General features: G+C 59.1%; 18 protein-coding genes. 11 read left to right on the top strand and 7 right to left on the bottom strand.

Annotated elements, in window-relative coordinates:
• Complete coding sequence (locus tag Q0903_RS10670; protein ID WP_299415109.1) at positions 1-765, bottom strand: alpha/beta hydrolase; 765 nt, start codon at positions 763-765, stop codon at positions 1-3.
• 147 nt (positions 766-912) lie between these two features.
• Between Q0903_RS10670 and Q0903_RS10675 the strand changes: the two genes are divergently transcribed.
• Complete coding sequence (locus Q0903_RS10675) at positions 913-1101, top strand: hypothetical protein (protein WP_299415110.1); 189 nt, start codon at positions 913-915, stop codon at positions 1099-1101.
• A gap of 181 nt (positions 1102-1282) precedes the next feature.
• Here the strand turns inward: Q0903_RS10675 and Q0903_RS10680 are convergent, their stop codons facing one another.
• Positions 1283-1513 carry a hypothetical protein gene (locus tag Q0903_RS10680; RefSeq protein WP_299028958.1) on the bottom strand — a complete coding sequence of 77 codons (231 nt, stop codon included), beginning with the start codon at positions 1511-1513 and terminating at the stop codon, positions 1283-1285.
• A gap of 51 nt (positions 1514-1564) precedes the next feature.
• Positions 1565-2830 (bottom strand): MFS transporter, encoded by a 1266-nt coding sequence (locus Q0903_RS10685; protein WP_299415112.1) that lies wholly within the window; start codon positions 2828-2830, stop codon positions 1565-1567.
• Between the two features lie 98 nt (positions 2831-2928).
• On the opposite strand from Q0903_RS10685, the gene Q0903_RS10690 reads away from it, so the two are divergent.
• From Q0903_RS10690 to Q0903_RS10715, 6 genes are all read left to right on the top strand, one after another.
• Positions 2929-4104 carry an MFS transporter gene (locus Q0903_RS10690; RefSeq protein ID WP_299415114.1) on the top strand — a complete coding sequence of 392 codons (1176 nt, stop codon included), beginning with the start codon at positions 2929-2931 and terminating at the stop codon, positions 4102-4104.
• 86 nt (positions 4105-4190) lie between these two features.
• Entirely contained in the window at positions 4191-6137 is a 1947-nt protein-coding gene (gene thrS / locus Q0903_RS10695) for a threonine--tRNA ligase (protein WP_299028949.1), read from the top strand.
• Between the two features lie 204 nt (positions 6138-6341).
• Complete coding sequence (locus tag Q0903_RS10700; protein ID WP_299028946.1) at positions 6342-6647, top strand: DUF2282 domain-containing protein; 306 nt, start codon at positions 6342-6344, stop codon at positions 6645-6647.
• Positions 6648-6718: 71 nt separating this feature from the next.
• Positions 6719-7579: a DUF692 domain-containing protein gene (locus Q0903_RS10705; RefSeq protein WP_299415116.1), complete on the top strand. Its 861-nt coding sequence runs from the start codon at positions 6719-6721 to the stop codon at positions 7577-7579.
• Positions 7579-8331, top strand: a complete 753-nt coding sequence (locus tag Q0903_RS10710; RefSeq protein ID WP_299415118.1) for a DNA-binding domain-containing protein — start codon at positions 7579-7581, stop codon at positions 8329-8331. Before Q0903_RS10705 ends, Q0903_RS10710 begins: the two co-directional genes overlap by 1 nt.
• Positions 8332-8895: a DoxX family protein gene (locus Q0903_RS10715; RefSeq protein WP_299028937.1), complete on the top strand. Its 564-nt coding sequence runs from the start codon at positions 8332-8334 to the stop codon at positions 8893-8895.
• On the opposite strand, the gene Q0903_RS10720 is transcribed toward Q0903_RS10715, so the two are convergent.
• Positions 8874-9194, bottom strand: coding sequence for an ArsC/Spx/MgsR family protein (locus Q0903_RS10720; RefSeq protein ID WP_299416047.1), 321 nt, complete (start codon positions 9192-9194; stop codon positions 8874-8876). The genes Q0903_RS10715 and Q0903_RS10720 overlap by 22 nt on opposite strands.
• 181 nt (positions 9195-9375) lie before the next feature.
• Between Q0903_RS10720 and Q0903_RS10725 the strand changes: the two genes are divergently transcribed.
• The gene (locus Q0903_RS10725; protein WP_299028934.1) at positions 9376-9582 is read left to right on the top strand and encodes a cold-shock protein; all 207 of its coding nucleotides are present in this window, start codon (positions 9376-9378) and stop codon (positions 9580-9582) included.
• Between the two features lie 56 nt (positions 9583-9638).
• Here the strand turns inward: Q0903_RS10725 and Q0903_RS10730 are convergent, their stop codons facing one another.
• Positions 9639-9896, bottom strand: a complete 258-nt coding sequence (locus tag Q0903_RS10730; protein WP_299029848.1) for a hypothetical protein — start codon at positions 9894-9896, stop codon at positions 9639-9641.
• Positions 9897-10158: 262 nt separating this feature from the next.
• Here Q0903_RS10730 and Q0903_RS10735 point away from each other — a divergent pair, with 262 nt between their 5' ends.
• Entirely contained in the window at positions 10159-10629 is a 471-nt protein-coding gene (locus Q0903_RS10735; RefSeq protein WP_299415120.1) for a transposase, read from the top strand.
• A gap of 126 nt (positions 10630-10755) precedes the next feature.
• Here the strand turns inward: Q0903_RS10735 and Q0903_RS10740 are convergent, their stop codons facing one another.
• On the bottom strand, positions 10756-11157 hold the full coding sequence (locus Q0903_RS10740; RefSeq protein WP_299415122.1) for a hypothetical protein: 402 nt from the start codon (positions 11155-11157) through the stop codon (positions 10756-10758).
• A complete protein-coding gene (gene thyX, locus Q0903_RS10745) occupies positions 11154-12074 on the bottom strand; it encodes an FAD-dependent thymidylate synthase (RefSeq protein WP_299415124.1) in 921 nt (306 codons plus the stop codon). Before thyX ends, Q0903_RS10740 begins: the two co-directional genes overlap by 4 nt.
• A 195-nt stretch (positions 12075-12269) precedes the next feature.
• Between thyX and Q0903_RS10750 the strand changes: the two genes are divergently transcribed.
• Together Q0903_RS10750 and Q0903_RS10755 are read left to right on the top strand one after the other, a co-directional pair.
• The gene (locus Q0903_RS10750; protein WP_299028923.1) at positions 12270-13364 is read left to right on the top strand and encodes a hypothetical protein; all 1095 of its coding nucleotides are present in this window, start codon (positions 12270-12272) and stop codon (positions 13362-13364) included.
• A complete protein-coding gene (locus tag Q0903_RS10755; RefSeq protein ID WP_299415126.1) occupies positions 13361-14818 on the top strand; it encodes a surface lipoprotein assembly modifier in 1458 nt (485 codons plus the stop codon). Before Q0903_RS10750 ends, Q0903_RS10755 begins: the two co-directional genes overlap by 4 nt.
• Positions 14819-14878: the final 60 nt, after the last annotated feature.

Consider the following 14878-nt stretch of genomic DNA (forward strand, 5'->3'; position numbering starts at 1 on the left):
TCAGAAATCTCCTGCCTTGAACGTTTCAATCACGTCTTCGACGGCCTGTTCAATCAGCCCAAGGCAGGGTCCGTCCGAGAAACGGTGATCTGCGTCTTTGACCAGCAATAGCTGCATGTCAGGACTGTTTGCATGCTCCAGCAGCTGCGTGGCCGTAGCCACGCTCACTGCCGTATCTGCCGTGCCTTGCAGCATCCGCACCGAGCAGGGCAAATCAAGATCATCACGCAGTACCAGATGCGCGCGCCCGTCTTCCACCATGCGTTTGGTCACCACATATGGCTCCATGTAGTCCGAGGGCAGCTCGACCCGCCCTGCACTCTCCAACTGCGCCTTCTGCGCATCCGTGAAACTGGCCCACCAGCCGTCTTCGGTAAAATCGGGTGCCGCGGCAATCGTGACCAGCCCCGCCAGCCGCGCAGGGCGTGCGCGGGCCAACAGCAAAGACTGCCAGCCGCCCATCGACGATCCGACAGGCACAACAGGCCCTTCCGTCAACGCGTCCACAACCGCCAGCGTATCCTGATGCCAATCCCCGATGCAGCCTTCTTCGAACGTACCGGACGACTGGCCGTGGCCCGAATAGTCCAGCCGCAGGTATGCGCGGCCATTGGCGCGCGCCCAATCCTCCAGATGCACCGCCTTGGTGCCCTCCATGTCTGATTTCAGCCCCCCGAGAAAGACCACACAAGGCCCCTCTCCGTCCGTGAGGTGATAGGCAATCCGTCGCCCTTGCGGCGTTGTCAGATAAGAGGGGTCGGTCATTTGCACGCTCCATGAGATTTCGCCAATCATGCGCAGCGGCAACACCAAGGGCAACAAGGCTCAGAGATTTATTTAGGTGACCATATTGTCACGTGACGACCTTGTCACCCGCACCCCGCGGGATGCTTTGCGCCTTAAGGTTGGGCAATGCTGGCCGATCTGACGGAACTGCTTGAGATGTCGCGCTTTGGCGTGGTGAAACATCTGCGCGGATGGCGGCCTATCATTTCATGTTCCACCATATCCAAAATGCACCGCGCAGGGGCAGACGATTTACCCGCAGATGCGCCATACGGCTTCTTTCGTATCGCCAATCGAGCGCTGCACCGCGCTTGAGTGGACCGTGCGGATAGCTTTCGAACAATCACCTATTGAACGTAGATCGTACTGCTCTGGCTGCAGGTCGCACATGCAGCAGGGTATATTAGAGGCATTGCGCGCATACCACTTCGCCCACGATCGTTCCGGCCGATTGGTTATGCTGTCTGGTCATGGCCTTTGCGGTATTCGCTGCGATCTAGCCGCTGACGTAGGGTTCGTCGTTGGGGCGGTAGAATGTCTTTTGATTATGAAGCCGCCCCAGCAGATCATCAATCTCACGCACCGGGTCGTCGTTTTCAACCGCTGGCAACAGCGCGCGCGACCCTTCCCGCCCCAGCGAAAGATCACGTTTCACCACGCGCAACGCGGCCTCGATCATATCAATATCCGCAAGGGTAAGGTCGAAATTCCGGTTATATTTAGGCATGTGAGAACCTTTCATGTTCAGGTTGGAGTGTGGCCCATGGGGCTGTTTGTTTCAACCGTCCTCCGCTTCGGGCAGGCCGCGCGCCACAAACGCCGCTGCAATGGCCATGACTGCAAACAGCACCAGCGAGGCTTGCGGTCCCAGCAGTGCAGCACCGCCCCCCGCAATTCCGGCAACCAGCAACAACATCCCAATCACGGTATTTGCCACAGCGGCATAGGCCGCGCGCCGATCTTCGGGAGCGATATCGACAAGATAGGTCGAACGCCCCTGCCGCACACCATGGTAGGCAATCATCAAGACAAATAACGACAACGGCATTGCCCAAACTGTCTGCGCAAACCCCAATTGCGCCAGTACAAGCCCCATACCGATAGCGCCCGAACCGCTGACCCCCGCCCATATCAGCACGCGACGGCTTGAGCGGTCGGACATCCGCCCCCAGACATAGGAACTGAGCAATGAGGCCGCTGCCGAAGCAAGCACCAATGCACCCAACGCACCCAGCGTCCCGCCCTCTTCACCGCTCAGCACCACGAAGTAAGGGGGTGCCAAAGCGGTGGACACCAGCAAGCCGCGCACAATGATGAACCGCCACAGCACCGGATTGTCTCTGAGGACATCAAATGAAGCAGTCAGCCCGCCCTCGGCCGCGCTTGGTTCTTCTTTCAGCGAAGATAAAACCAACGCACCCGATGCCCACAAAACAGCAGCCAGTCCGATGGCCGCAACAATCGCGCCTCGTTCTTGCAACACCCCTGTCATCAACAGCGCCGCAAACGCCAATACCCCGATGGACGAGGCAGAGCCCGCCATACCCGTGACTGCGCCGCGCCGTGTCTGGCCCACCGTCTTGCCCAGAATGTCTTTGTAGGAGACCGAGCAGACCGCCCGAAACAACGCCAGCGCCCCCAAGGCCGCGCCAATCGCCAGCCCCGCCGCAGCACCGCTCAGCGTAAGGGCTGCCAGCACGATCAGCCCTGCGCACAGTCCCTGCCCTGCGGCACCAATCACCCACGCCCACTTGCGCTGCGCCATGCCCTGCACCCAGCCTGCCAGCGCGATCTGTGGCAGCAACGCGCCCGCCTCGCGCAGCGGCACCAGCGCGCCTGCATAGACAGCGGGCGCGCCCAGCGCCGTCACCAGCCAGCTTAGCACCAGTTTGGGGTCAATCAGCCCGTCCGCGATTTTGCTCATGCTCAGGGCTGCAATGTGGCGCAGACCGTTCGCTGCCTCGTTCTTGTGGGCCGCACCACCGGAAACTTCCTGCGTTCCCGTTATGGTTCGAAAAGTCGTCTCGACAGTGGTTTCGGGCATGCGGGTGTCCTCGTTCGGTTACGTCATCGCCATTGCTGTGCCGCAACGGCATTTTATAATTTGTTGTCCTGTACCCTGTGGGTGATACATCGCTGGTCATGGACACAACGCCCCCAGACCGCTTTTTGATCCCGACCCTGTCGTTGTGCAATTTTGTCATCGGTATTGGCGCGTTTGGCATCATCGGGCTGGTGGAACCCCTTGGCGCAGATCTTGACCTGAGCACCGCGCAAACAGGCCAGCTGCTGACCGCCTATGCAGTTGCATACGCGCTGCTGTCGCCGCTGCTGGTGGCCATAACAGGCCAGATCGGGCGGCGGCGTATCATGGCCATCGGTTTTGGCATGTTCGCCCTTGCAGCAGCCGTCTCGGCCATTGCGCCCAACATGGCGACGCTCAATCTGGCGCGGGTACTGGCGGCTGCGGGTGCGGGGATATTCACGCCGCTGGCTGCCGCTGTCGCAGCCGCCCTTTTTCCCGCAGAGCAACGCGCGCGGGTGCTGGCAGCCGTCTTTTTCGGCCTCACGATGAGTCAGGTCATCGGCGTGCCGGCAAGCAGCTGGATCGCATATACCTTTGGCTGGCGCTGGGCTTTTGGACTGGTGGTAGCAATAGCGCTGCCTTGCCTGTGGTTGATCTGGACACGCGTGCCGCCGGGTTTGCGGTTTCAGCCTGTCAGCATGAGCGATCTGCGCGATGTGCTGGGCGACGGGCGTCTGATGCTTGCGATCGGCTTTACCGCCACCTTCATCGGCTCGCAGTATATTTTGTTCACCTACATTGCCCCGCTGCTAAGTGCGACAATGGGCTTTGGACGCGACGGCATCGCATTGGTGCTGATGATCTCTGGCGTGGGCGCTGTGATCGGCAATGTCATGGGTGGTTATCTATCCGACCGGTTTGGCTGGCGGATAACGCTCACAAGCCTCTGTCTGGTGCAAATATGTATTATGCCAATGTTCTCACTGCTGCCGGTGGCAGAGGCAAAGCTGATGGGTCTGGCATTTCTTTGGGCGATGTGCAGCTGGTCATTCATGGCCGCCCAGCAGACCCGCCTCATCAACCTTGCAGGCCATCGCGCGCCTGTCGTCCTCGCGCTCAACGCGGCTGCAATCTATGTGGGTGCCGCCATCGGCTCGGCCTTGGGCGGTATTTTGATCTTGGGCTACGGGCTGACATCCCTGGGGCTCGGTGCAGGCGCGGGCGCGGCCCTTGCGCTGATACATTTGACACTATCCGCACGGTTCCAGCCCGTCACGCGCAGCGCCTCTTGACGAGGCCTGCACCTGCGGTCAAAACGGCGCTCACATAAACCCGCAACCGGGCGTCTCGTAGGCGCCAAACCGACGAGGAGACCCGCATGGTCCAGATCGCACTTACCCTTCCCGATGGCTCCGCACGACACTACGACGCAGGTATTACTGCGGGCGAAGTCGCGGCCGATATCTCGAAATCGCTTGGCAAGAAAGCCATCAGCGCCACGGTGAACGGCGCGCATTTCGATCTGGCATGGCCCATCGACGCCGACGCCAGCATCGCCATCCACACCATGGCCGACGAAGACCAAGCCAACGAGCTGGTGCGCCACGATCTGGCACACATTATGGCGCGTGCAGTGCAGGAAATCTGGCCCGATACAAAAGTCACCATCGGCCCTGTCATCAAAGACGGCTGGTACTATGACTTTGACCGTAAGGAGAGCTTCACACCGGAAGACCTGGGTCTGATCGAGAAGAAGATGAAAGAAATCATCAACAAACGCGAGCCTGTGCGCACCGAAGTCTGGGACCGCGCCCGCGCGATTAAGCACTACGAAGACTTGGGTGAGCCGTACAAAGTCGAACTGATCGAGGCCATTCCAGGTGACGAACCGCTGCGCATGTACTGGCATGGCGACTGGCAAGACCTGTGCCGTGGTCCACACCTGCAACATACAGGACAGGTCCCCGGTGACAGCTTTAAATTGATGTCCATCGCAGGCGCATACTGGCGCGGCGACAGTGACCGCGCGATGCTGCAACGCATCTACGGCGTGGCCTTTACCGGCAAGGAAAAGCTGCGCGCCCACCTGAACATGCTGGAGGAAGCAGCCAAGCGCGATCACCGCAAGCTGGGCCGCGAGATGGACCTCTATCACATGCAGGAAGAAGCCCCCGGTCAGGTGTTCTGGCACCCCAACGGCTGGATGGTCTATACGCAGTTGCAGGACTATATGCGCCGCAAACAACGCGCCGACGGCTATGTCGAGGTGAACACACCGCAGGTCGTCAACCGCAAGCTGTGGGAAGACAGCGGCCACTGGCAGAACTATCAGGACCATATGTTCATCGTCGAGGTCGATGAAGAGCATGCAGCCCAAAAGACCGTCAATGCGCTCAAACCCATGAACTGCCCCTGCCACGTGCAGATTTTCAACACCGGCATGAAAAGCTATCGTGACCTGCCCCTGCGCATGGCCGAGTTTGGCAGCTGCAACCGCTATGAGCCGTCAGGCGCTTTGCACGGCATCATGCGCGTGCGCGGCTTTACCCAAGATGACGGGCATATTTTCTGCACCGAGGACCAGATTGTCGACGAGACTGCGAAATTCATCGCCTTCCTCGCGTCTGTGTATAGTGATCTGGGCTTTAACGACTGGACCATCAAACTCTCGACCCGCCCTGAAAAGCGTGTCGGCACCGAGGAAAGCTGGGACCGCGTCGAAAAAGCCCTCGGCGATGCGTGCAACGCGGCAGGTTATGAGTTCGAGCTGCTGCCGGGTGAGGGCGCGTTCTATGGCCCCAAGCTGGAGTTCACGCTCACGGACGCGATTGGCCGCGAATGGCAGTGCGGTACGTTGCAAGTTGACCCCAACCTGCCCGAACGGCTGGACGCGACCTATGTCGGCGCGGATGGCGGCAAGCACCGCCCCGTGATGCTGCACCGCGCGACCCTTGGCTCGTTCGAGCGCTTCATCGGCATCCTGATCGAAGAACACGCAGGCAAACTGCCTTTCTGGCTGGCCCCGCGTCAGGTGGTTGTGGCGTCCATCACATCAGACTCCGATGCTTACGTGGATGAAGTTGTCGCCACATTGATTGCTTCGGGCGTGCGTGCAGAAGCTGACAAGCGCAACGAAAAGATCAACTATAAGGTTCGCGAACACTCGGTCGGCAAGGTTCCCGTGATCCTCGCCGTGGGCAACCGCGAAGTTGAGGAGCGTACGGTCTCCGTCCGCCGCTTGGGCGAAAAGCAAACCTCGGTGCAGGCGCTGGACGATGTTACAGCCGCCCTGAAAATCGAGGCAACCTCGCCAGACCTTTTGTAACAATTACCGTGATCGGGGGGCCATGCGCCCCCCGTTTTGTTACAAAACACCGCGAAAACGGCAAAATCCCCCTGAATTTGACACAGAAAGCGGCGGAAATCCTGACGTGGCTGTGACACACTGCCTCGTGAGTAGATTTTGGGCGCACTGCCTGTTTAACTGTCCTTACCAAGACAATCAAAGACCCAACCAAGGAGAGACCTGATGTCCACAACCATGAAAACCCTCGCCATTGCAGGCGTTGTTGCTGCCTCCATGACAGGTGCCACAACCACCACAGCCGAAGCCGCCTCCAAAGAGAAATGCTATGGCGTGTCCGTTGCAGGCGCCAATGATTGCGCCGCCGGTCCCGGCACTACATGCGCTGGCACATCCGTGACCGACTATCAGGGCAACGCATGGACGCTGGTCGACGCAGGCACATGCACCACGATCGACCTGCCCGCCATGGCAGACGGCACCGAGCGTAAAGGCTCGCTTGAGCCGCAGGACCGTGACCTGCCTGCATAAGCCAACAACCGGAGCAGAGCTGTTCACGCGGCTCTGCTCTGCCTCACCACCCACTACCGGAGGGCGCTGATATGTTTGACCAATCCTCCCCCGCAGCCCCGCTGCCAAACGCCATCGGCGTGGGATACAAACCCCAACATTTCACCGATCTCATCGCCGCCCCAGGGCCTGTGCAATGGATCGAAGTTCACGCGGAAAACTATATGGGGGATGGCGGCCGCCCGCACGCCCAACTGCGCGCCTTGGCCGAGCATTTTGCCCTGTCAACTCACGGCGTCGGCCTGTCCATTGGCGGAGAACAAGCGCTGGATGCAGATCACCTCGCCCGTTTGCGCCACCTGCTTGACCGCACCAACCCCGCCAGCTTTTCCGAACACCTTGCATGGTCGACACACGGGGCCGAGTTTCTGAACGATCTGCTGCCCCTGCCCTATACCGACGCAACCCTGACGCGCGTGGCCGACCACATCGCCCAAGTGCAAGACACACTGGGCCGCCAGATGCTGCTGGAAAACCCCTCCAGCTACCTCGCTTTCGCCGAAAGCACCTATTCCGAAACCGACTTTCTGGCCGCGCTGGTCAGCAAGACGGGCTGTGGCCTGCTGCTCGACGTGAACAACGTCTTTGTCTCCGCCACAAACCTCAATCTCAGCCCCCAAGCCTACATCGATGCCTATCCATTGGACGCCGTTGGCGAAATCCACGTCGGCGGCCACGACGAGGATGAGGACGATCACGGTGCGCCCTTGCTGATCGACAGCCATGGCGCAGCTGTGGTTGATCCTGTTTGGGCACTGCTGGACTATACACTGGCCCGCAGCGGCCCCAGACCCGTGCTGGTCGAATGGGACACAGACGTGCCAGAATGGCAAATCTTGCGCAGCGAAGCCGCACGTGCCGCCACAGCCCTCACATCCATCCCCGCCCAGTGATGCCACACGTTACCCAATCAAAATTTCGCGCCGCACTGTTAGAGGCATCCGTCCCCGTGCCTGAAGGGTTGATCGACGCCCAAGGCGGACCAGCAGGCCGCCGTTACGCTGTTTACCGCAACAACGTCACCGTCTCGCTGGTCGAGGCGATGAAGGTCGCCTTTCCCTCGGTGCGCAGCCTGCTGGGTCAACAGAATTTCGACAGCCTCGTGCCCATGTTCGTGCGCGCCCACCCTCCCAAAACGCCGCTAATGATGCACTATGGCTTTGAATTTCCTGCGTTTCTTGAAGGTTTTGAGCCTTTAGCCCATCTCGGCTATCTAGGAGATGTAGCGCGGCTGGATCTGGCGATCCGTGCGTCTTACCACGCCGCCGATGCAGCGCCATTTGACCCGACTGTGCTGCAACAAGCGCCCGAACAACTTGCCACCCTACATCTCACAGCGGCACCGGCGACACGAATTATCCGCTCGCGCTGGCCTCTTTACGATCTGTGGCAGCGCGCCCGTGACACGGACGCTCCGGCGCCGCGTCCGACAGGACAGGCGGTGCTTATCACGCGGCCTGAGTTTGATCCCCAAGTGCATCTTTTGCCCACAGGTGCCGCCACATGGCTGGGTGCTCTGCAAACCCAACCCATCGGCCCTGCCGTCGAGACGGCAACTGCCGCAGCACCTGATTTCGATTTCGCAGCAACACTTACCCTCGCGCTCCAATCGCAGGCATTTTGCAAAACTCAAAAGGACATCTGAATGACCGCCCTTCTCTCTCTCTACCGCGCCACCACAGAACGACTCGAGCAAGCCGACTGGCTATTGCCCACGCTGGCGCGCTTGTTGTTTGCGGCGATCCTGCTGATGTATTTCTGGCTGTCAGGCCTGACCAAACTGGGCGACGGGTTTGCCGGTATCTTCTCCCCTTCCGCCGGTGCCTACGTCCAGATCTTCCCACGCATGATGGAGGCGGTAGGATATGACAGCAGCCAGTTCGGCCTGTTCGCCAAGCTGTTTGTTCTCGCTGGAACTTGGGCCGAATTCATCCTGCCTGCCCTGATTGTACTGGGGCTTTTCACACGACTGGCCGCGCTTGGTATGATCGCCTTTATCGCCCTGCAATCCCTGACCGATCTGTATGGCCATGGCGGCTGGGCAGACCCCAAAGTGCTGGGCGCGTGGTTCGACAAGGTGCCGGACAGTATCATCATGGACCAACGCGCCTTCTGGGTCTTTGCCCTGCTGGTGCTGGTCATCAAAGGCGCAGGCCCGATCTCTTTCGACCGCGCATTGCGCAAAGATCAGCCCGCCGCGCGGACCTGATCTGCGGTTTGTGCTGTCCACCCCAAAGACATCGTGTCGCCCGCAACAATCAGCGGGCGCTTCATAAGGGCGGGGTGACGGGCGATAAGCTCCAAAGGCGGCTCGGTCCGTTCATCCGCCGATAGCCCACGCCATGTCGTCGAGCGCGTGTTGAGCAGTTTTTCGCCGAACTGCGCATGGGCCTTTTGCAGGATTTCTGCGGGTACACCATCGGTGCGGACATCCACCAGAACGACATCATCCAGTTCTTTCAATGCCTTACGGCAGGTATCGCAATTTTTCAGACCATATAGCGTGATCATGCTTAATTTTTCCCCAAGTTGCGTTCGCTTTGGTAGGGAATAACGAATTTTTCCCCCCTAGTCCTTGATTTTTCGCGTCATTGCACAATTATTTTAAGGGTCTGGGCCGCGCATCCGTGTGTGCCGCAGGCTCCGCGGCGACGCGCGGGAAGGTACTGCAAGAGGAGGCGTGAATTAAATGCCAACGGGAACCGTAAAGTGGTTTAACACGACCAAAGGATATGGGTTTATCGCCCCTGAGGGTGGCGGCAATGATGTGTTTGTCCACATCTCCGCGGTGGAACGGTCAGGCCTGACGGGGCTGGCGGATGACCAGAAAGTCAGCTTTGAGATGGCCGAGGGCCGCGACGGGCGGCAGATGGCGTCAGACATCACCCTGCTGTAAATGTTCCTCCCCGACCACGGTGTAATGCGTCGGGGAAGATCAATTATTCTAGTGCATTAGTCGAAGGTGCAGCCCTTGGTGCCAATGGCGCAATGGCTGCGCGCGCGGCGCGGCTTGTGGCGGACCTTGTGCACTTTCTTTTTGGCGACGGGATGCGCCATGGCCGATTGATAGCTGGTGTGCGTGTTGGGCGTACCACAACAAATCGTGCCGTTGATCGAAACAGGCTGCAAACCTGCAGGGCAATAATTGGCCGAGGATTTGTAGGGGTAAATCTTGACCTCTGCCTGAGCCGCCTGCGGCAGGGTGGCCATGACGCCAAAAGCGGCGGCGATCACTAATCCATTGAATTTGAGCATGATATACCTCGGGTTTTTGCTGCTGTTGCATCAGTTTTGCCGAGGTGCTGCGGCAAGTCCAGCTTTTTCCCCGAAATGGGATAGGTGTTGCGAGGAAAACCGTGGGGCCATGTGTGCACGGCTCGTATACCGGATGGCGTATGCCTTGTGTCGCGGCGCGCGCAAAACACAAGCCCGTCTCAATCTTTGTTAACCATGTCGCCGCTATCATGCCCGCATGTCGAATTATATTCGACCCCGTCATGAAGGCGCGCGTGTTTTTCTGACCATCAATCTGGCGCAACGTGGATCATCAACCCTTGTGGAGCGGATAGAAACTCTGCGCCAAGCGGTGCGCAAGACGATGGCGGCGCGGCCCTTCAGGGTTGAGGCTTGGGTTGTCTTGCCAGACCACATGCATTGCGTCTGGACCCTGCCAAAGGGGGACGCCGACTACAGCCAGCGTGTGCAAGCGATCAAAGCGCAGTTTTCACGCCAGTTGCCGAAGGGGCCACGCAGACCCAGCCACATCGCGCGGCGCGAGAAGGGCATCTGGCAACGCCGGTTCTGGGAGCACCACATCCGCGATGCCGCCGATTTCGAGAACCACATCGCGTATTGTTGGCACAATCCAGTGAAGCACGGGTTGGTGGATGATGTCCGCGATTGGCCATATTCATCATGGCACCGCGATCATCGCGGGCCGTAGGGTGTGCATTTATGCGCACCGATGCGTGGGTTAAAGGGCGGACGGTGCGTATGCGGGCAAAGGTCGGACGGTGCGTATGCGGGCAATGGCGCACGGTGCGCAGTAAATGCGCACCCTACAAATCACCTATTCAGAATACCTGTAAAACTCGCTGTCATCGTAACGGACATAATCTTGATGTTTCCCAGCTTCACCGATGTTAATTAACCTGCCTTCACTTGGTTTGATCAAACTAGCACTGATGTTATAATATGGATAACTTCCCTTTATGTGAGGGTGAAGACTTGCTGCAACTTCCACGTCTGCTTGTGAAACATACCTTTTTCCCCAGCTTTCGATTATATGTTTAAGAGGAAATGTGCTTATCCTGTTAATATTGGCGCGTTTCTTTTGTGCGTCCAACCACCCATAGGCTATTCTTATACAATCTCTATGCTCGTGTAACGCTACATCGGAAGGTATATTTATCGAAATTGCATAGTCAATTTCCACATCGGATAATATTCGGCATTGTGAAAAAGCACTCACCTAATCGCCCCCTCAAACTCCCTCCACTCCCCCTTGCTCATCCCGCTATTCTCCTGCGTGACCTCTTCCCCCTTCAGCATCCGCCGCAAACAATCCAGCGCCTTGCCCGATAGCGTAGCCCCACCCAAACGGTAGTCCTCAAACGCGCCGTAGGCCGCTGGCACCCAATCGGCCACCACTTTGCAGATGGCATCGGCGTAGACGCGGATTTCATACTGGGCGTGGCTGTCAGCGCGCAGCCTCAGGAAGTGGAAGAGGTTGTGCAAATCGACCTTCCAGTACCACTGGGTATAGATATTGGCGGGCAGGTTCATGCGTGCCAGCTCCCGCGCGAGGCCGTCTTGGGGCTCTCCGTCGGGGCCTGTCTCGCCGATCATGCTCTCGTAATGGTCATAGGCGCGGTTGGAATCGGATTTGAGGATTTCCAGCACACGCGCCGCCTCCGCCCCTTCCAGCACACCGCCGCGGCCTTGGTTGTTGACGACCGACTGCGCGTTAATGTGAGAGGCTTCGGGAATATAGAATTCGCGATCCAGTATCGAATAACGGGCCGAGTACTCGTTAACGTTGGCGGTGCGGTGGCGGATCCACTGGCGGGCGACAAAGACGGGCAGTTTCACGTGCAGCTTGATCTCGCACATCTCGAAGGGGGTGCTGTGCCAGTGGCGCATCAGATAGCGGATCAGGCCTTCGTCGTTTTGCACCGATTTGGTGCCTTTACCGTAAGATACGCGCGCGGCCTGACAGATAGCGGCATCATCGCCCATATAGTCGATGACGCGAATAAATCCGTGGTCGAGAACTTCGTGCGCGGTATATAGATGCGCCTCCATCCCTTCGGAAACCGCACGCAGAGTGGGTTTTGCGGTGGCTCGCTGGGCGTCGATCTCGGCTTGTTGGTCTGGGCTGATGGGCATGATTTTTCCTGTCACGGGGATTCGTAGCCGACTATATCTGGTAGTTGCGTCAGCGTGAACGCCATATACGGTATTGCATTTTCGTCATGGTGCGAGGGTTAAATAGGGCGCAGGGTCACACGGCGTTGACAAGGGCGGTGCGCTGCGGCGATTGTCCCTCAAAACAGCACGCTTTGCGTATCCGAGGGCAGAATATTGAAAAACCAGATTATCAGCCTCGCGTTGGTTGCGGGATTGGCCGCATGCAGCGGCGGGAACCCGTTTGACGAACCTGTAACGCCTGATCCTGATGTGCCTGATGGCGAAGTGATCGGGGACGGCGAAGGAACGGGAATCAACCGCGATGGCATCCCTCCCGGGACAGCCTCCCCCTCGCCCGGCGAATCACTGTTCAGGTCCGAACCGACAGTTGATGGCGATGGCGCAGATGCGGGCAACGGCTTTGCCACCGGCATTTCCTACAACAGCGCCGATGATACCTTTTCCGTCGACAACCTCGCCTTCGACGGGGACGCGCCCTATAACCGCGGGACAATTGTCAGCAGCCTGAACACCAATGCCGACGGCAACGGTGAATTCGCGGTTTACGAGGGGCTGGAAACAGCCGTCGATCCCGTCAACAACGACGAAATCCGCCAATTTGTCTATCGCGCCGTCTACGGGCAGAGCCGTAATTCATTCACAGACAGCGATGGTACAGTTCGCCCCACCACGCAATTTGCGATCGTGCGCACCGGCAGCTACGTCAACTACGGCTTTGGCGGCTTCATCTATCAGCGCGACACATCCGTGAGCCTGCCCAACACGCTTCAGGCGACCTTTAGGGGCAAATCCGCAGGCCTGCGGGACTTCGAAAATGCAGGCGGGCTGCAATACACCACCGGCGACGTGACCCTCGACATCGACTTTGACGATTTCAACGATGGGGCAACCATCCGCGGCGACGGTGTAAAAGGGACGGTTTCCAACCGCCGCATTATTGATCTGGATGGCAATGACGTCACCTCCCGCGTGGCCAACGAGCTGGGCGAGGATGTCACCGCGATCCCCAATGCGGTCTTTGTCGTGGGGCCTGACGTGCTCGACAACAACGGTGATATCATCACCGAAATCCAAAGCCAGTTCTCAACGGGCGGTGTGTACGAGACAGGCACCTTCTATGCCATCGTATCAGGCGAAAACCCCGATGAGGTTGTCGGCGTCTTTGTTCTCGAATCCGAGAACACCGAGACAATCAGCCGCGACACCAGCGGCTTTATCGTCTACCGAGACGTGCCGACACGGCCATGAGGCGCAGGGCACAGCGCGCTATCATGCTGGTGGTGGGGCTTGCGGCGGGATACGCCGCAGCCCCCTTCGCCCTTGCTGACAGCACTCAGGAAAACCAGATCGCCCTCGACGTTACCCAGATGCGCATGGCAGCAGAGCTGAACCTGCACAATGGCGACACGGCCCGCGCGCTCGCCTTTGCCAATGCATTGTTGCAGCGCGATCCTATGGATATCACGGCGCTGCTGATCCGTGCCCATGCCCTGCGCGCTAGGGGCGAGTATACAACAGCACAGACCACCGCCCGCACCGCATGGCGCGCGGCACAAAGCGACAATCACAAATTCGCCGCCGCCATGCTGATGGCGCAATCGCTCTCATCGCAGGGTAAGCGGACGCGCGCCCAGTTGTGGCTGCGCCGTGCCGCGCAAATCGCCCCCAGCGAGCGGCACGCCGCCCGCGCCGCGCGGGATTTCAAATATGTGCGCCGGCAGAACCAGTGGCGGACGCATCTGTCATTCACGCTGGCCCCCAATAGCAATATCAACAACGGCTCCTCGCGCGACAGCTCCAGCCTGCTGTACCAACTGACAAACCCGTTCAACATTGATGGCGCGGGCGAGATTGCCCTTGGCGCTGCCAGCCAAGCCCTTTCCGGGATCGAGACAGGCGTGCAGGTGCAATCGCGCTACCGCTTCCACCAGACAGAACGGACCGCCCATGATCTGCGGCTGGGCCTGTCGTACCGCACCTACCACCTGTCCAGCTCCTCCAAGGATGATCTGGCGGCGGATGATGCAGCACGGGTGGCGCGCGGCGAAGAAGCGAACAACCTGACAGGCAGCGATTTTGCCTATGGTACGCTGGAACTGGGGTATGGCTATAAGCAACTGCGCGCCGACAAGCGCGGCGAATTCAGCCTTAGCGCCGATCTGGGACAGAGCTTTTATGGCGGCGAGCGGTATAACCGCTACCTGCGCGCGCGCGTAGGACAAACCTATTACGCCAACCAGACCACCAAATATGATTTTGGCGCCGCCGCCGAAAAGCGGCGCAGCGAAGGCGGCAGTGACCAGCACGTCATGAGCCTGAGCGCAGGGATGAGCCGTGCTCTCGCCAACGGCGATGGGCTTTATCTGGGCGTCGCCGTCACCTCGACCCGCGCCGATCTGGAACGGTTGGAGTATGACGAATTGCGCCTGCGCTCTGGCTATGTGCTGGGCCGTGATGTGATGGGTACGCGCCTGCAATTCGGGATCAGCACCAGCTTTCGCGACTATGATGTGTCGCCCCATGACCCGTCAGGCCGCCGCGAATTTCAGGTCGCAGCAGAGGTCACAGCGACCTTCAAACAGATCGACTATTACGGGTTCAACCCCACCGTCAGCCTCAGTGCGTCAACCACGGACAGCAACATCGGCCTTTATGACGTGAACCGTGTCGGGCTGAGCATCGGGATCGCCTCTTCGTTCTAGGCACTGCGTCTCGACAAGGGGCGGCAGGGTGCTAGGATATAGCAGAGAGTTAAATTCCCC

It is taken from the genome of uncultured Sulfitobacter sp. (genome assembly GCF_947502895.1).
In the GTDB taxonomy this organism is placed as follows: Bacteria; Pseudomonadota; Alphaproteobacteria; order Rhodobacterales; family Rhodobacteraceae; genus Sulfitobacter.